This window comes from Streptomyces sp. NPDC054956, assembly GCF_053609185.1.
This window is the reverse complement of the sequence record NZ_JBSGXB010000163.1, coordinates 1-16,902: the sequence shown is the minus strand read 5'-3', so window position 1 is coordinate 16,902 and position 16,902 is coordinate 1. Positions and strand designations below refer to the sequence as shown.

Annotated in this window: 15 protein-coding genes and 1 tRNA gene; 11 read left to right on the top strand and 5 right to left on the bottom strand. The window is 72.9% G+C overall.

Annotated features, from left to right (window positions below):
• Positions 1–126 precede the first annotated feature (126 nt).
• The gene (locus ACWGDE_RS23750) at positions 127–708 is read right to left on the bottom strand and encodes a TMEM165/GDT1 family protein (protein WP_453391018.1); all 582 of its coding nucleotides are present in this window, start codon (positions 706–708) and stop codon (positions 127–129) included.
• 550 nt (positions 709–1,258) lie between these two features.
• Here ACWGDE_RS23750 and ACWGDE_RS23745 point away from each other — a divergent pair.
• From ACWGDE_RS23745 to ACWGDE_RS23725, 5 genes are all read left to right on the top strand, one after another.
• Positions 1,259–1,903, top strand: coding sequence for an HNH endonuclease family protein (locus tag ACWGDE_RS23745; protein ID WP_453391017.1), 645 nt, complete (start codon positions 1,259–1,261; stop codon positions 1,901–1,903).
• A 195-nt stretch (positions 1,904–2,098) separates the two neighbouring features.
• Positions 2,099–3,799 carry an alkaline phosphatase D family protein gene (locus ACWGDE_RS23740; protein WP_453391016.1) on the top strand — a complete coding sequence of 567 codons (1,701 nt, stop codon included), beginning with the start codon at positions 2,099–2,101 and terminating at the stop codon, positions 3,797–3,799.
• Positions 3,800–4,097: 298 nt separating this feature from the next.
• On the top strand, positions 4,098–4,724 hold the full coding sequence (locus ACWGDE_RS23735) for a DedA family protein (protein ID WP_453391015.1): 627 nt from the start codon (positions 4,098–4,100) through the stop codon (positions 4,722–4,724).
• A 1,130-nt stretch (positions 4,725–5,854) separates the two neighbouring features.
• Positions 5,855–6,370, top strand: a complete 516-nt coding sequence (locus ACWGDE_RS23730; protein WP_453391014.1) for a hypothetical protein — start codon at positions 5,855–5,857, stop codon at positions 6,368–6,370.
• A gap of 206 nt (positions 6,371–6,576) precedes the next feature.
• Positions 6,577–7,479, top strand: coding sequence for a universal stress protein (locus ACWGDE_RS23725; RefSeq protein ID WP_453391013.1), 903 nt, complete (start codon positions 6,577–6,579; stop codon positions 7,477–7,479).
• Positions 7,480–7,684: 205 nt separating this feature from the next.
• Here ACWGDE_RS23725 and ACWGDE_RS23720 read toward each other — a convergent pair whose 3' ends face one another.
• The 3 genes from ACWGDE_RS23720 to ACWGDE_RS23710 all read right to left on the bottom strand — a co-directional run bounded on the left by ACWGDE_RS23720 (position 7,685) and on the right by ACWGDE_RS23710 (position 9,137).
• A complete protein-coding gene (locus tag ACWGDE_RS23720) occupies positions 7,685–7,924 on the bottom strand; it encodes a DUF2277 domain-containing protein (RefSeq protein ID WP_453391012.1) in 240 nt (79 codons plus the stop codon).
• 284 nt (positions 7,925–8,208) lie between these two features.
• Positions 8,209–8,385, bottom strand: a complete 177-nt coding sequence (locus ACWGDE_RS23715; RefSeq protein WP_453391011.1) for an HGGxSTG domain-containing protein — start codon at positions 8,383–8,385, stop codon at positions 8,209–8,211.
• A 677-nt stretch (positions 8,386–9,062) separates the two neighbouring features.
• Positions 9,063–9,137, bottom strand: a tRNA-Val gene (locus ACWGDE_RS23710).
• Between the two features lie 111 nt (positions 9,138–9,248).
• Here ACWGDE_RS23710 and ACWGDE_RS23705 point away from each other — a divergent pair.
• Complete coding sequence (locus tag ACWGDE_RS23705) at positions 9,249–10,496, top strand: hypothetical protein (protein WP_453391010.1); 1,248 nt, start codon at positions 9,249–9,251, stop codon at positions 10,494–10,496.
• A gap of 405 nt (positions 10,497–10,901) precedes the next feature.
• Positions 10,902–11,441: a DUF4383 domain-containing protein gene (locus tag ACWGDE_RS23700; protein WP_453391020.1), complete on the top strand. Its 540-nt coding sequence runs from the start codon at positions 10,902–10,904 to the stop codon at positions 11,439–11,441.
• A gap of 46 nt (positions 11,442–11,487) precedes the next feature.
• On the opposite strand, the gene ACWGDE_RS23695 is transcribed toward ACWGDE_RS23700, so the two are convergent.
• A complete protein-coding gene (locus tag ACWGDE_RS23695) occupies positions 11,488–12,837 on the bottom strand; it encodes an MFS transporter (RefSeq protein WP_453391009.1) in 1,350 nt (449 codons plus the stop codon).
• Between the two features lie 207 nt (positions 12,838–13,044).
• On the opposite strand from ACWGDE_RS23695, the gene ACWGDE_RS23690 reads away from it, so the two are divergent.
• The 4 genes from ACWGDE_RS23690 (at position 13,045) to ACWGDE_RS23675 (ending at position 16,678) form a co-directional block, all read left to right on the top strand.
• Positions 13,045–13,734 (top strand): FadR/GntR family transcriptional regulator, encoded by a 690-nt coding sequence (locus ACWGDE_RS23690; RefSeq protein ID WP_453391008.1) that lies wholly within the window; start codon positions 13,045–13,047, stop codon positions 13,732–13,734.
• A 147-nt stretch (positions 13,735–13,881) separates the two neighbouring features.
• On the top strand, positions 13,882–15,027 hold the full coding sequence (gene dgoD / locus ACWGDE_RS23685; RefSeq protein ID WP_453391007.1) for a galactonate dehydratase: 1,146 nt from the start codon (positions 13,882–13,884) through the stop codon (positions 15,025–15,027).
• A gap of 59 nt (positions 15,028–15,086) precedes the next feature.
• A complete protein-coding gene (locus ACWGDE_RS23680) occupies positions 15,087–15,704 on the top strand; it encodes a bifunctional 4-hydroxy-2-oxoglutarate aldolase/2-dehydro-3-deoxy-phosphogluconate aldolase (protein ID WP_453391006.1) in 618 nt (205 codons plus the stop codon).
• 44 nt (positions 15,705–15,748) lie between these two features.
• On the top strand, positions 15,749–16,678 hold the full coding sequence (locus tag ACWGDE_RS23675) for a sugar kinase (RefSeq protein ID WP_453391019.1): 930 nt from the start codon (positions 15,749–15,751) through the stop codon (positions 16,676–16,678).
• The last annotated feature ends 224 nt before the right edge of the window (positions 16,679–16,902 follow it).

The window sequence follows — 16,902 nt, the reverse complement described above, 5'->3', positions numbered from 1 at the left end:
AGCCCCGCCCCTGCACAAGCCCGTACCGCCAAACCACGGCCCCACCAGGGCCCCGCCACGGCCCCGCCCCACCCCTGCCACAACCCCACCCCACCCCGCCCCCAGGCGCACCCAACTCCGCGCCCCCTACCCCACAACCGCCTCATAAAGCGAGAACACCGCCAGCGCCCCCATCACCCCCGCCGCAACCTTGGTGATCAGGCTCAGCGGCACGTACTTCATCAGCGTCCGCCCGCCCAGGATCCCGATCCCCGCCACGGCCCACAGGGCGAGCACCGCTCCGATGCCGACCGAGACGGGGTCGTCGTACCGAGCGGCGAGATTCGCGGTCATGATCTGCGTGAGGTCACCGAACTCGGCGACCAGGATCAGCATGAAGCCCGCCCCCGAGACCTTCCAGAAGGACTGGTCGGCAGGCGGCTTGACCTCTTCCTCCCCGTCGCTCTTCTTCAGGAGGAGCATCGCCGCGCCCGCCAGGAACAGCACGCCCACGACGGCCTGCACCAGCCGGTGCGGAAGGAGCGTGAGCACGCTGCCGGCCGCGATGGCGAGGGCCACGTGCACGGCGAAGGCGGCGGCGACACCCGCGAAGACGTACGAGGCGCGGTAGCGGGTGCCGAGCATCAGACCCGCCAGGGCCGTTTTGTCGGGGAGCTCGGCGAGGAAGACGACGCCGAAGGCGATCGCCGTCACGGTGAAGCTGAACACGGGGTGGAACCTCAATCGGTCGGGCAGGACGCCATCGGTACCGAGAGACCTTGCGTGGATCAGGGGTCGCTTCGGCTCGGCGGCGCCCTGAGATACGTACACGCACATACGCGCAGGACACTGCGGCCGAAGGTCTCGCTGGCCGACCGGGCGCACACGTACACGCGGTCTGCCTCCGGGCGCCGGCTGGTGTGACCCAGCAGTATGTCGACGGTCCGGCGAAGAGCTACTCCCCTTCTGCTCTTCCAGCGTACGCGACGCCCCCCACCTACCAAAACAGGCCTTTGATCCCACTCCGGACACCCCCGAGCGGAACCCCACCCGGACCGCCCCCGGAACCCGCGAATCACCGGAATCCGGCCCCCCAACCGGAATCCCAACGGGCACCCCCCAACCGGAACCCCAACTCCCAAATCCCCCAGGGTGCGTTACAGACCTCGCCATGACATGCCCATGTCTTCACACTGTCACCTGGCGCCCATCCCCAGGAAACCCGGCGCGGACACCATGACACCGCCCCGCAGCACTCCACCCCCACCGAGGAGCCCCCGTGCCCAACATCTACGCGCGTCGAATTGGCATGTTCGCCTCATCCTTGGCGGCAGCCGCCCTCGCGACCCTCCTCACCGCCCCCACCGCCGCGGCCTCCCCGCCCGCCCCCATCAGCGCCGCGGCCGCCCGCTCCTACCTCGCCACGGTCACCCCGAAGGCCGAGGGCTCCACCAGCGGATACAGCCGCGACCTCTTCCCCCACTGGAGCACCGTCTCCGGCACCTGCAACACCCGCGAAACCGTCCTCAAGCGCGACGGCTCCGGCGTCGTCCAGGACTCCGCCTGCGCGGCCGTCAGCGGCAGCTGGTACTCCGAGTACGACGGCGCCACCTGGACCGCCGCCTCCGACCTCGACATCGACCACGTCGTCGCGCTCGCCGAGGCCTGGCGCTCCGGAGCCAGCTCCTGGACCACCAGCAAGCGCCAGCAGTTCGCCAACGACCTCACGCGCCCCCAGCTCATAGCGGTCACCGACAACGTCAACCAGGCCAAGGGCGACCTCGACCCCGGCAAGTGGCTGCCGCCGCGGACCGCCTACCGCTGTACGTACGCGCGCATGTGGGTCGACGTGAAGCAGTACTGGAACCTGAGCATGGACTCCACGGAAAAGACGGCCCTGCTCAACATCCTGAACGCCTGCTGACGGCGACTCCGCACACGCGAAAACCCCACACCCCAACTCACCCAGCCCCCTCCCGCCCCGCTACTCCCTGCCCCTCACCGGACCCGACCCCCACCCCTGGCCAAGGATCTTTCCCCCGCCAGGGGGAGGTGGACCTCCCCCTCCCCGTCGTAACGTGATCACAGGGGCAAGACAGGACGAAGGAGGGGGAGTTGCATGACCGCAATGCGTCTGGGACCACTGCTGCGTTACGTCGACTGGGACACGGGCGACTCCGCCACGATCTGGATCGAGGCGGACCGCCCGTGCACCGCCGAGGTGCGCTGCGCGGACGGCGCCGGGGGCAGTGTCCGCACCTTCCAGGTCGCCGGCCACCACTACGCCCTGGTCCCCGTCACGGGCCTGACTCCCGACTCCACCACGGCGTACGAGGTACTGCTCGACGGCGTCCGCGTCTGGCCGCTGCCCGACACCCACTTCCCGCCGAGCACCATCACCACGCCCCCCACCGCAAGGGCACAACGCACGGCCCACTCCCCCCAGAGCCCCACGCCCACTCCCACCCCCCACCCCAACCCCCACCCCACCCTCCGCCTCACCTTCGGCTCCTGCCGCCAGGCCGCCCCGCCGGCCGACCGGCGCGGACCTCACGGAGCCGACGCGCTCGACACCCTCGCCGCGCAACTGGCCGTCGACCCCGAGGCGGTGCGGCCCGACGTCCTGCTCCTGCTCGGCGACCAGGTGTACGCGGACCACCTGTCCCGGGCCACCCGCCAGTGGCTGGCGGCCCGGCGGGACCTGCGCGAGGCTCCGGGCGCCCAGGTCGCGGACTTCGAGGAGTACACCCGGCTCTACTACGAGTCCTGGCTCGACCCGGAGATCCGCTGGCTCCTCTCCACCGTCCCGAGCCTGCACATATTCGACGACCACGACGTCATCGACGACTGGAACACCAGCGCCGCGTGGCTGGCCGAGATGCGCGCCACTCCGTGGTGGCAGGAGCGGGTGCTCAGCGGGCTGATGTCGTACTGGGTGTACCAGCACCTCGGCAACCTCTCCCCCGCCGAGCTCGCGGCCGACGCACTGTACGGCGCGGTCCGCGAAACCCCCGACGGCACCGACGTCCTACGGGCCTTCGCCGCCTCGGCGGACGCCGACCCGGCCACGGTCCGCTGGAGCTACCGCCGCGACTTCGGCCGGTCCCGGCTGCTGGTGGTGGACACCCGGGCCGCCCGAGTCCTCGACGAGGACGGGCGGGCCATGCTGGACCCGGCGGAACAGCAGTGGCTGCGCGACAACGCCCTGGCCGGCCACGGAAGTTACGACCACCTCCTCATCGGGTCGTCCCTGCCCTGGCTGATGCCTCCGCTCGTCCACGACGCGGAGGTGTGGAACGCCGCTCTGTGCCGGGGGGAGCGGGGTCCCCGCTGGGCCAGGATCGGGGAGGACCTGCGGCGGCGCAGCGATCTGGAGCACTGGGCTGCCTTCCCGGCCTCGTTCGCGGCGCTCAGCGACCTGATCGAGGAGGTGGGCACCGGACCCCGGGCTCCGGCGACGGTGTGCGTGCTGTCGGGGGACGTGCATCACGCGTACGTGGCCGAGCCCCGAATACCCAGCACCGCGCGGGTGTTCCAGCTGACCTGCTCGCCGGTCCACAACTCCATCCACACGGCGGTGAAGTGGGGCTTCCGGCTCGGCTGGTCGCGGCTGGGCCGATGGCTGGGCCGGGGGTTCTCCCGGCACGGCCGGACGGGCCGGCCCCCACTGAGCTGGCGGCGTACGGGCGGCCCGTGGTTCGGCAACCAGCTCATGACCCTCGCACTCTCGGGCCGCTCCGCGCGACTCCGCCTGGACCAGGCCCGCAAGGGCCCCCGCCTGGTGACGGCCCTGGACCGGGACCTCACGCCCCCGGACTAGAACGACAGGAAGAGTCCAACGACAAGACGCAGCCCGAACCCCACACCAGCACACCCACGCCGCCAGCGGGGCAGCGGGGCAGCGGGGCAGCGGGGCAGCGGGGCAGCGGGGCAGCGGGGCAGCGGGGCAGCGGGGCAGCGGGGCAGCGGGGACACGCCATCACACCTGATCACCCCCCGGGCGTCCGGTCCGTGGACACCCGGCGTACGCTGTTCCGCTGTCAGCCGCCCCTGCCGCTCCCCCGCGACGTTGCGGCGCTTCACGCCGAAGCACGTCAACCGGACCGGGGAGTCCCGCTTTGCTTGAGAGTCTGGGCTCTCTGACTTCGAGCCCATGGATCTACGCCGTGGTGGCGCTGTCCATCCTGCTCGACGTCTTCCTGCCGGTCCTGCCGAGCGGGGTCCTGGTGGTCACCGCGGCAGCGGCCGCGGCAGCCGCCGCCGGAGCGACCGCGCCGGTGCCCGTGCAAGACCAGGTGCCCGACATCCTGGCGCTGCTGGTGACGGCCGTCACCGCCTCCGTGCTGGGTGACATGGCCGCGTACCGGCTGGCCTGGCGCGGCGGGGCCCGTCTCGACCGGGCCATCGCCCGCTCACGTCGGCTCACCCGCGCGCACGAACGCCTCGGCACCGCCCTCGCGCGCGGCGGCGGCGCACTGGTCGTGGTCGCCCGTTTCGCCCCGGCCGGCCGCTCCGTGGTCTCGCTGGGCGCGGGCAAGACCCACCGCAAGGTCAAGGAGTTCCTGCCCTGGTCGGTCCTGGCCGCCATCGCCTGGGCGGGGTACAGCGTGGCCCTCGGCTACTTCGGAACCCAGTGGCTCGGCACCACCTGGCTCGGCACCGCCGTCTCGGTAATCGCCCTCTTCGCGGCCGGCGCCCTGGCCGCCTTCGTGGTCCGCCGCCCCACCCCAACCCCAGCAACCTGACCCCACCCGCCGGCCCACCACCCCGGCGCGCACACCCACCCCGCTCATACCACCACGCGGTCCGGCAGACTCGCCGACCTAAGCACGGCGCACTCCGTACCCACACCTCCGCCAACTCGGCGCCCCGCACGCCAAGCCGACGCCCACCTACTCAGACCCGGACGCCTGCACGCCACCCCGGCTCGCAAGCTCACACGCGACACCGCCAACACCACCGCCGGTCGGGCCCGCCCGCCGGCCTGCGCACGCCACCCCGGTCCACGCGCCCGCACAAGACGCCGCCTCCCCGTCCGCCGACGGGCTCGCTGGCCTACGCACGGCGCTCTCCCGGCCCCCAGCGCGTTCCCCAAGATGGCGAGCCCACACGCCGCGCAGGCCCGCCCCGCACGCCTGCAAACCACCCCAGCTGCACCCGCACCCACTCCTGCGCGCGCCCGCACGCCACACCGCCGACGCCACCACGCGATCCGGCCCACTCCCCGGGTGCACGGCGCTCCCCTCCCTGAGCTTCGCCAAGCTTGTCGGCCGCACGCCGGGCCACCTCACACGCCGACCCAGCCATGCCTGCCCCCCGGCTGCACCGGCACCCCACTCCGGCCCGCATGCCTGCACGTCCCGCCGCCCGCGCCACCACGCGGTCCGGCCTGCGCCCGGCGCAGCCCCGGCCCAGCACCTCCCCCGAGCTCGGCTCGCCTGCACACGGTGCAGGCCCGCGGCACACGCCCCCACGCCACCCCGGCTGCACCCGCACGCCACGCCGCCGGCTCCCGTCCGGCCCGACCGCCGACGTACGCGCGGCGCTCTCCTTGTCGGGCGCCTCCGCCAAGCCCGCCGCCCCGCGCCGACCCCGGCAGCCCGCACCACACCCCCGGCCCTGGCGTCCCCACGCCCCTCTGACCCGCGCCCCACCTCACCCCGGCCAGTACGCCGCGCCCAGGTCCTCGCCCCACCCGGCCCGCACCCCGCGCGCCCCACGCCTCCCCCTCCTCCGCCTCCCCCGGGCGGAGCAGTGGCTCACCCGTTCACCCGGCAGCGATCGCCGCGTCAGCGCAGGGCTCCTAGCGTCCAGAGCATGTGGTGCGCACCCGAATCCGCGCCGCGCTGTTCCCGGAGCCCGAGGAGTCCTCTCCATGCCCGCCACCCCCCGCCGCCCCCGCACCCGTCCGCGTCTCCCCCGCTCGCTGGCCGTCGCCGCCGCGGCCGTGGCCATCGCCGCCGCCGCTCCAGCGACGCTCGCGCAGGCCCAGCCCTCCGGCAGCGTGTCCCCGACCAACGTCGCCCCGGGCGGCCGGGTCAGCCTCAACGTCACCGGCTGCGGCACCCGGACGGGCAAGGCTTCCTCGCGCGCCTTCGGCGACGTATGGCTGACCCCGGGCAACGCGGAGGCCACCAACCTCTTCGGCTCGGCCACTACATCCCGCAACATCAGCGCCGGTTCGCATCCCGTCACCTTCGAGTGCGGAGGCCCCGGCGGCGAGCGCGTCACCGTCGCGCTGAACATCACCCCGGGCGCGGCCCGCGGCGGGCTCGGCGGCAGCGTCGATTCCATGAGCCCCGGCCAGATCGCCGTCGGCGGGGGCCTGGTCGCCGCCGCGCTGGGAGCCACCGCATGGTTCCTGCGGCGCCGCACGGGCCACGCCTCGTAAGGGCCCGCACTCCGGTACCGCGTACCGCCTGCGCACCCCGTACGGCCCGCAAGCCCCGTACGGCGTGCGCGCCCCACACCCACACACCACCGGACGTCACGGGAGTGGCCGATGGTCCCGACCCGATCGGGACTTTCCCCACTCCCGCCCGGCGCCCGCCCCCGCAAGGCTGGGTCCACGCACCGCTGCCTCCCAAGGAGCCCGCCATGGACCAGAGCCCGCGCCCCGTGATCGCCGCCGTGGACGGTTCCGCGAACTCCAACCGCGCCCTGGAATGGGCCATCTCCCAAGCCCTGATGGCCGGGGCACCCCTGCGCATCGTGCACGCCCGCCTCTACATGGACTCGATCGGCTCGGCGCTGTCCGGCGCCTTCGACGAGCCGGGCCAGGACGACGACCCGGTACTCATCCGGGTCCGCGAGGCCCTCGACGGCCGCACCGGACTCCCCGCGATCGAGTACGCCTCCCACCCCGGCGCCCCCGACAACGTGCTCCCCGGCCTCGGCGAGGACGCCCAGCTGATGGTCCTCGGCTCGCGCGGCCGCGGCGGCTTCGCCAGCCTCCTCCTCGGCTCGAACGGCCTGGCCTGCGCCGGCCGTGCCGCCTGCCCCGTGGTGGTCGTCCCGCGCGCCGACCCGCCCGCGCACGACCCGTACGGGCAGGTCGTACTCGGCCTCAACAGCGCGGCCCCCGACGACAGCACGACCCACTTCGCCTTCCGCGAGGCGGCCCGACGCGGCGCCCGCCTCCAGGTCGTCGTCGCACACGCCTGGCCCGGCCGGACCTTCACGGCCGCGGGCGCCATCGGCACCGCCGCGACGGAGGAGACGGCCGGCGCCCACGAGGTCGCCGCCCTGGCGGCAGCGCACATCCGTCCGCACGCGGAGCGGTTCCCGGAGGTGCCGGTCGAGCAGGTCTCGGCGCCCGGCGACGCGGCCGGCCACCTGGTCGCCGCCTCCCAGGCCGCGGACCTGATCGTCATAGGCCGCCACCGCAAGCGCCCGCTCTCCCCGCGCCTGGGCTCGGTCACGAACGCGGTACTGCTGCACACAGGCTGCCCGGTGGCGGTGGTCCCCCTGGAGGAGGACGCAGTCCCGGCAGCAGCCTGACGGGCCCGGCCGGAGCACCACCGGCCACACACGGCAGCCCGACGAGACGTCCGGACCGGACGACCGAACGAGACGACCCACCCAGACGGCCCGACCGGCAACCACCCGACGGCTAGCCGCCTACCTGCCCCCGGCAGCCACCCAGCCCGACCACCAACCAGGCGACCCGACCAGGCGACCCAACCGGGCGACCTAACCGGGCGACCTAACCGGCGGCAGCCTGTCCGGCCGCAGCCGCGCCCCTGACCTGGATCCCGTCCAGCAGATCCCGGGTCGCCTCCGCGATCGCGTCGACGGCGGCGGCGAACACCTCCTGGTTGTGCGCGGCCGGCGCCCTGAACCCGGACACCTTCCGTACGTACTGCAGCGCGGCGGCCCGAATCTCCTCCTCGGTCGCCTTCTCCGGGATGGCGGGCGGACGCAGCGTCTTAATCGATCGGCACATACCTCCACTATCCACCTCGGCCACTCCACCAGGCAGGCATCTCCCCAAGCCCCGTACGAACAGCTTCCTGACACCGAAGCCGCCGACGCCAAGTCCACCAAGGACGGGGAGACTCCGTCGGCCCACCCGACTCCGGCTCTTGCTCCCCCACCCCAGGCCGGCCCCCAGCGAACGCGGCTCGGCTCCGCACCCCTTGACTCCGAAGAAGGCCAGCAAGGTCACCGCACCGGCGGCGATGCTGAACCCCGAAACCCACGCGATGAACCTGCGCCCGGCCCACCAGCTCACTTCTTCTTCCGAAGCCTCCGCATCTTCGCTTCGGCTTCCTTCTTCTTCCGCTGCGCCACTCCGTAGCCCGACCAGCCCCCCTGATGTAACTGACACCGAGAGCTGTTCATGATCGCGGGCTTGGTACACGGCCGCCCTTTGGCCGTCTGCGCCCCACACTTCGGCTGCGTCACCTGACCGCCACGTGCCTGCTGCGACTACCGGACCCCGGGATGGTCTCGCCCACGACGGCCATCCGGGAGGCGCAGATGGCGCGGACGGAGGCACGGCGGGCACACGGCTCCGGTGGCCCTGTCTCAAGCGTGTGCCGGATCAGAGACCCGGAGCCCCTTCAAGTGGCACTGCCGGTCTACGTCCAGGACACGCAGCGGGAGGCCGTGAGTCATACGGACCAGCTGGTCAGGAGCCGTTCCCGGGCGCGGGTCCGTCAAGTGCCGTTCGCCAGCTCGGCTGATCGGCCGCACCTCGCCAGGTATCCGTGGACCAGCGCGACAAGCCTGACCGGCCCAAGCCCCCTCCGCTGCTGGCCCACGCCCCGACCGTCCAGTGGACGTCTCCCTCCGCCGGCGGCACCGTGAGTATGTTTGGCGCGGGAGGACCGGGAATGCAGCGGCCTCCGTCCTCTCCGTACGGGCCACCGTGAAAGACGGCGTGCATCCATCCCATCGACGGTCTGCCCGTCGTGTCGAAAACGTCCTCCACCGTTCGCCTTTCGACGGAATCGCAGCCCTGGCGCTCGTCATGATCAGCCGAGCAGGCCCCAGAGCCCGGAGCCCGGATGACCACGAACGTTGTTGTCAGATGTAGACGTCAAAGGCCCCCCGCCATGATCGGCGGGGGGCCTTTGTGCTGGTGGGCGCGGACGGTTTCGAACCGCCGACATCTGCTTTGTAAGAGCAGCGCTCTACCCCTGAGCTACGCACCCGTGGATGAGTGGACAGCCTACATGCAGGCCGTACCCCCCACGCAAACCCGTTCCCGTGAGGGAGAATGGTCCGGGGCAGGGGCATTGCGGACGCGGTACGGGAGAGGGATTGTGACGACGGCATCCCGGCGGTGGTTCGGCGGCGGGCGGGACGAGAGTCGGCGGGCGGACGCGCAGGCGGCCAAGGATGCCGCGGCGGCCGCGTTCTACGAGCTGGACACCGCTCAGCGGGATCTGCGGATCTCGATCGAGACCATCGCGGCCGCGGACGGCTCGCCGGAGGCGCGACGGGTGGGTGAGGGTTTCGTCGCGCTCGGGCAGCGGATCGACCAGGTGAGCCATGTCTACATCGAGGCCGTCGACGCGCATGACCTGGATCGGGTGGAGCTCGAGGCGTCGGTCGCGACGCGGGCCCGGGAGGAGCTGACGCGGGCCAAGGACGAGCTGGTACGGGTCAAGGGCGAGCTCGACCGGTTCGCGCAGGGGCTGCAGCCGCTGCTGGACAAGGCCGAGACGCAGCTGGCCCGGGTGGCGCCGGCCCGGGAGCGGGCCAGGGCCGCGCTGCTCGCGGCGAGCACGGCGCTGGACGACGTACGCGGCAAGGGGATGCGGGCCGACGACCTGGCCGCCCGGCTCGCGGCGCTGGGGCCGGAGCTGACCAAGCTGAACCAGGGTGCCGCGCAGCACGGTGTGCAGGAGACCGTGCAGCGCGCGGACCGGATCCTGCGCGACGCCGAGGCCATACGGGCGGAGGCCGCGCGGCTCCCGGAGCGGGCGGCGGAGATCGACCGGCGGCTGGTGAGTCTGCGGACCCGGGCGCAGGCGCTGCGCAATCGGGCGGACCGGGTGGACCCGGTCCTGAGCGAGCTGCGCCGGCGTTTCAGCGCGGCCTGCTGGCAGGACCTCCAGCAGGTTCCGGAGCAGGCGGTACGGGATGTCGCGCGGGCCGAGGACCGGCTCGCGGAGGCCGGCCGGGCGCGCGACGAGCAGCGCTGGGCGGACGTGGCGGCGCTGGTGGAGGCGGTACGGGTCGCGCTGGACTCGACCGACGAGGCGGTGTCGGCGGCCCAGGACCGGCTGACGCGGCTGGAAGCGGTGGCGCGGGACCCGCAGGGCGAGGTGCAGCGGACGCGGTTCGCGATCCGGGACGCGCAGCGCCTGGCGATGGAGGGCCGCACGGTGCCCGAGGCGCGGCACGCGCGCCCGTTGGACGAGGCCGTGGCCCGGGTGGACCGGGCGCTGGCCGCGCTGGAGGACCGCCACCCCGACTACTGGGCCTTCCTGCTGGAGATGGAGTCCGTACGGTCGGCCGCGCACCGGGTGGTGTCGGACATCCGGACCGAGCGCGGGCACGGCTGAGGCGGAGCGGAGCCGACCGGGCTGGGGATCGGCAGGGCTGGGGATCGGCCGGAGCCGGAACCGTCCTGTCCGATCCCGGAGCCGGAGTCCTCGGCCCGGGCCCCGGCCGGAGCCGCCGCACCCCCGCCGGAGCCGCCCGTGCCCCCGCTTGTCCACGGGTGGGCATCGGCGGATGCTGGAGGGGCCAGGAACGGAGTAGAGGAGGGCGGTATGTCTGCCCACACTTCCCACAGGCCTCGTACGTCCCGCGCATCCCAGGCGACCCCGGCGCCGCACGAGCCCTATGCGGCTCATGCGCTCTACGGGTGTCACGAGGAGCACGAGAACTACGCGCCCTTCGTAGCCCATGAGCCCTATCCGTCGCACGGGCAGCAGCAGGACTCCCTCGGGCTGCTGCGGCGGATCATGCGCCCGGTCAACGCCCGGCTCGACGAGCACCTCCCCGCCGACCACAAGCTCAGCAAGGTCTACCGGGTCGGCGCCGGTCTGACCGGGCTGCTGCTGGTCGCCTTCGGCATCCTCGGGCTCATCGACCGGATCGGGTTCTTCGACACCGGCGGGGACACCGTGCTCGCCCTGAACACCAACGGCGCCCTGAGCGTCCTGTCGATCTGCATCGGCGCGCTGCTGTTCGCCGGGATGGTGATCGGGGGCAGCTTCGCCTCGACGCTCAACATCGTGCTCGGTCTGCTCTTCATCGCGAGCGGGTTCGTCAACCTCGCGCTGCTCGACACGAAGATGAACTTCCTGGCCTTCCACATCCCCAACGTCCTGTTCAGCTTCGTGGTGGGCGTGATGCTGATGTGGTTCGGGATGTACGGGCGGGTGGGCAGTGCCCTGCCGCACGACAATCCGTACTGGCGCGCCCGCCACCCCGAGCAGGCGGCTCGGGAGCAGCGGGCGATGATCACCGGGCGGCACGCTCACCCCGCGGGCCCGGCCTGATCCGAAAGACACGCCCTAGGGGCACCACGCCCCGGCCCCGTCGGGGCTACGCCTCGATGCGTTCGACCTTGTCCACCAGGAAGAGGAAGGACAGGGCCCCGCCGATCGTGATGCCGCCGATCAGCATCAGCGGCAGGGCGAAGGAACCGTCGCCGCCGCCGATCATGTAGCCGATGACGATCGGGACGACGATGCCGGCGAGGTTGCCGAAGACGTTGAAGACGCCGCCCGCCACGCCGAGCATGCGCTGCGGGGCGATCTCGGTGACCAGGACCCAGGAGAACGACGCGAGGCCGTTCGCGAAGAAGGCCACGCACATGATGGCGATCATCGCGGCGTTCGAGGTGACGTAGTTGGCGGCGACGATCACTCCGGCCAGCCCCAGGCCGGTGACGATCGGGGTCTTGCGGGCGAAGGACGCCGACATCCCCCGCTTGACCATCCAGTCCGACCAGCTGCCTCCGCACAGCACGCCCACGAGGGCGGCGACGAAGGGCAGGGCGCCGGTCAGGCCGCCCTTGTCGAGGCTGAGGCCGCGCTCGTCGGTGAGGTACGTCGGGAACCAGGTCAGGAAGAAGTACAGCGTCGAGGCGATGGCGAACTGGCCGAGGAAGACGCCCCAGATGCGCCGCTGGCGCAGCAGGAAGCCCATGTCCCGGCGGAAGGCGCCCTTCTCGCGCGCCCGGGCGGAGCCGTCGGCCGAGGTCTCGTCGTCGGTGATGTGGACGAGCTCGTTCTCGCGGACCCCGGGGTGCTGCTCGGGACGGTCGCGGATGACCTTCATCCACACCAGCGCCCAGGCGATGCCCATGCCGCCCAGGATCCAGAACACGTGGCGCCAGCCGAGGGCCGCGGCCATCCAGGCGATCAGCGGGAAGGCGACGCCGAGGCCGATGAACTGGCCGGACGTGTACACGGCGACGGCCCGGCCGCGTTCGGCGCGCGGGAACCAGGAGGCGGCCACGCGCCCGTTGCAGGGGAAGGCGGGGGCCTCGAAGAGGCCGAGGCCCATGCGGCTGGCGAAGAGGAAGCCGAAGCTCCTGGCGAGCGAGCCGAGGGCGGTCATCACGGACCAGCCGATCAGCGCCCAGGCGTAGACGAGGCGGGGGCCGAACCGGTCGACGAGACGGCCGCCGGGGATCTGGGCGAGGGCGTAGGTCCAGGCGAAGCCGGAGAAGAGCCAGCCCATCATCTCGGGCGAGATGCCGAGGTCCTTCGCCACGTCCGGCGCCACGATCGACAGGACGCTGCGGTCCAGGTAGTTGATGGCGGTGCTGACGAAGAGCACGGCGAGGATCGCGAAGCGGTACTTGCCGATCCTGCGCTTCGGCAGGCCGGACCGGCCGCCGGTGCCCGGCCGCGCGGTGGCGGCGGCCGAGTCGTGGCTGAGGGACATCGGTGTCTCCGGGGGCGTGTGAAAGCCAGGCGTGAGCCGCGCGCGCGAGCTGCGTATGAGGCTGCGCGCGAGAGCGGGGAGCGGCCGGAATCAGTCGTTCCGGTAGCGCGACGCAATAATTGCTAATTAACGATTACTTGTGCAAGTCTTTACCTCGTCTGGGGGTCAAGTAGGGACCAAAGCCCCGGAACGGAGGAGGGAAACGGAATGAGCAGCGAAGCCGCGTACGCCGGCCGCGGGCTCCACAAGGCCGCCGTGGAGGAACTGGCGCGCAGGATCTTCGACGGCACCTACGACGAGGGCGCCACGCTCGATCTGCCCCGCCTCCTGGAGGAGCTCGACGTCAGCCAGACCGTGCTCCGCGAGGCCGTCAAGGTGCTCATGGCCAAGGGTCTGCTCGACGCCCGCCAGAAGCGCGGCACCTTCGTGCGCCCGCGCGCCGACTGGAACCTCTTCGACTCCGACGTCCTGCGCTGGAAGCTCGCGGCCGGGGCGCCCGACTGCTTCTTCTCGGACCTGCTCGAGCTGCGCCGCGCGATCGAGCCGGCCGCGGCCGCGCTGGCCGCCGTACGGGCGACCGAGCAGGACCTGGCCGCCCTGGACGCGGCACTGACGGCGATGGCGGCGGGCGACAGCGACCCCGTACTGCACGTACGGGCGGACGCCTCGTTCCACCTGGCGCTGCTGACCGCCTCGCACAACCTGTTCTTCACGCAGATGTACCGGGTGATCATCCCGGCCCTCGTGGAACGTGATCGCACGGTGCACAAGGGGGACTTCGAGCACCCGCACGCGATCCACCGCGCCGTGGTCGACCAGGTGCGCGCCGGGGACGCGGACGGCGCGTACATGGCCGTGCTCGACCTCCTCGACATGGCCCAGCGCGACCACCCGTAGGACCCGCAGTACCCGTAGGACCCGCAGCACCCGCAGAATCCGGGGCATCGGCCGGCGCCCGCAGCGCCATCCGCCGCCCCAGCAGCACCGCACTACCGCAGATCAGATCCCCTCCTGCCACCCCACAAGGAGAGGACACCGTCCGCAGTGAAGATCACCCGCATCGAGACGTTCATGGCCCCGCCGCGCTGGATGTTCGTACGCGTCGAGACCGGCGAGGGAGTCGTCGGTTGGGGCGAGCCCGTGGTCGAGGGGCGCGCCGAACCGGTGCGCGCGGCCGTGGAGGTGCTGTCCGAGTACCTGCTCGGCCAGGACCCGATGCGGATCGAGGACCACTGGCAGGTCATGACCAAGGGCGGCTTCTACCGGGGCGGCCCCGTCCTGTCCTCCGCGGTCGCCGGGCTCGACCAGGCGCTGTGGGACATCAAGGGCAAGGCGTACGGGAAGCCCGTGCACCAGCTCCTCGGCGGCCCGGTCCGCGACCGCATCCGCGCCTACGCCTGGGTCGGCGGCGACGAGCCGCACGAGATCGAGGACGCGCTGCTGCGGCAGACCGAGGCGGGCTTCACGGCCGTCAAGATGAACGGATGCGGCCGGATGAGCCCGCTCGCGACCCGCTCCGAGGTGCGCGACTGCCTGCTGCGTGCCGAGACCGCCCGCGAAGTCCTCGGCGACGACCGCGACTTCGGCCTCGACTTCCACGGCCGGGTCTCCCCCGCCAACGCCCGCCGGATCCTCCCCCTCCTGGCCCCTTACCACCCGATGTTCGTCGAGGAGCCGGTCCTCTCCGACCACATGCAGGCCGTCCCCGATCTGGTGAACGCCTCCAACATCCCCATCGCACTCGGTGAACGCCTCTTCACCCGCCGGGAGTTCCTCGCCCCGCTCCAGGCCGGCGTGGCGATCCTGCAGCCCGACATCTCGCACGCCGGCGGCATCTCGGAACTGCGCCGCATCGCCGCGCTCGCCGAGGTGTACGGGGCCCAGATCGCGCCGCACTGCCCGCTGGGGCCCGTCGCCCTGGCGGCCGGCCTGCAAGTCGCCTTCACCACCCCCAACTTCCTCATCCAGGAACAGTCCATCGGCATCCACTACAACCAGGGCGCCGAACTCCTCGACTACGTCACCGATCCCGAGCCGTTCCGCTTCGACGCGGGCTCGCTCGTGCGCACCGAGCGGCCGGGCCTCGGCGTCGAGGTGGACGAGGCGGCGGTCCGCGCCGCCGACAAGAAGGGGCACGCGTGGCGCAACCCGGTGTGGCGCCACGAGGACGGCTCCTTCGCCGAGTGGTGAGCCCCCACCACCACCCGGCAGCACCCCCACCCCCCACACATCAGAAGGCAGGCATTCCCATGGAGTTCGGCGCAGCGCTGCGACAGGAGCGGCTCGTCGCCATCGTCCGCGGCAAGGACGCGGAGGCGTCCTTCCGTACCGTCATGACCCTCGTCGAAGAGGGGGTGCCGCTCGTCGAGGTCTCGCTGAGCGGGACCGACGCGCTGGACGTCATCGGCCGGGCCCGCAAGGAGCTCGGTGACGAGGCCTGGCTCGGGGCCGGCACGGTCCTCACCGCCGAGGACGCCCAGCGGGCCGCCGGGGCCGGGGCCAACCTGATGGTCACCCCGGGGCTCGGCGCCGGCGTGGACGAATCCGTCCGGCAGGGGCTCCCGGTGCTGGCCGGGGTCATCACCCCGTCCGAGGTCCTGGCGGCAGACGCGGCGGGGGCCGCGGCGCTGAAGCTGTTCCCCGGGTCGGTCGGCGGACCGGCGTACCTGCGGGCGCTGCGCGCTCCCTTCCCCGACCTGCCGTTCGTACCGGTCGGCGGGGTGGACGCGGCGGCCGCCGCCGAGTACCTGTCCTCCGGGGCGGTGGCGGTCGGCGTCGGCTCCCCGCTGATCGGGGACGCGGCCGACGGCGGGGACCTGGACGCGCTGCGGCGCCGGGCCGCCGAGTTCAAGGCGGTCTGCGCGTGAACGGGCCGGACAACGCTCCCGATGTACTGACCTTCGGGGAGACCATGGTCGCGCTGCGCGGCAGCGGGCCGCTGCGCCTGGGCGGGAGCATGGAGGTCTCGGTCGCCGGAGCCGAGTCGAACGTCGCGATCGGGCTGGCCCGGCTCGGCCACGCGGTCCGCTGGGCGGGCGCGGTCGGGGCGGACGAGGCCGGCGAGCTGGTGCTGCGGACGCTGCGTGCCGAGGGCGTCGACGTCGGCGGGGCCACCCTCGACGACGGCGGGGCCCCGACCGGGCTGATGCTCGCCGAGCCCCGGCTGCCGGAACTGACGCGGGTGCACTACTACCGCGCGGGGTCGGCGGGTTCGCGGCTCAAGGCCTGCTCGCTGGAGCGGGCCTTCACGGCGGCCCCGCCGAAGGTCCTGCACCTGACGGGGATCACCCCGGCGCTGTCCCGTTCGGCCCGGTCGGCGGCGGTGATGGCGCTGCGGCTGGCCGCCGAGCACTCGGCGCTGGTGTGCCTGGACGTCAACTTCCGGTCCCGGCTGTGGGATGCGCAGGAGGCGGCGGCGGTGATGCGGGAGTGGGCGCCGTCCGTGGACGTGCTCATCGCCTCGGACGACGAGCTGCCGCTGTGCCTGCCGGCGGGCGGCGCGGACGATCCGGCGGTCCGGGCGAAGGAGCTCATGGCGCTCGGGGTCGGCGAGGTGGTGGTCAAGCTCGGCGCGGCCGGGGCGACGGCGTACGCCGAGGACGGCTCGTCGGTGCACGCTGCCGCGCGGGCGGTCCGGGCGGTGGACGCGGTCGGCGCGGGCGACGCGTTCGTCGCGGGCTACCTGTCGGGGCTGCTGGACGGCTGCGACACGGCCGGCCGGCTGGACCGGGCGGTCACCGCGGGTGCCTTCGCGGTGGCCTCGCGGGGGGACTGGGAGGGGGCGCCGACCCGCGCGGACCTGGGGCTTCTCTCGGCCCCGGCCGGGACCGTGCTCCGCTGACTCCGGCGGGTCCGGGCCGACACGGGGGTGCGGCCCGGCCCCGCCGGTTCTCCTCGCGGGGTCCGCCGCCCTGCGGGGCCGTCCCCTACCCGCCCTTCCACCGATCCCAGGGCTCCGCCCTGACCTGTCAGGGCCCGGGCTCCGCCCGACCCCCTGGGGCTCCGCCCCAGACCCCGCTCCTCAAACGCCGGAGGGGCTGGAAATACCCGCGCTCCGTCGTAGCC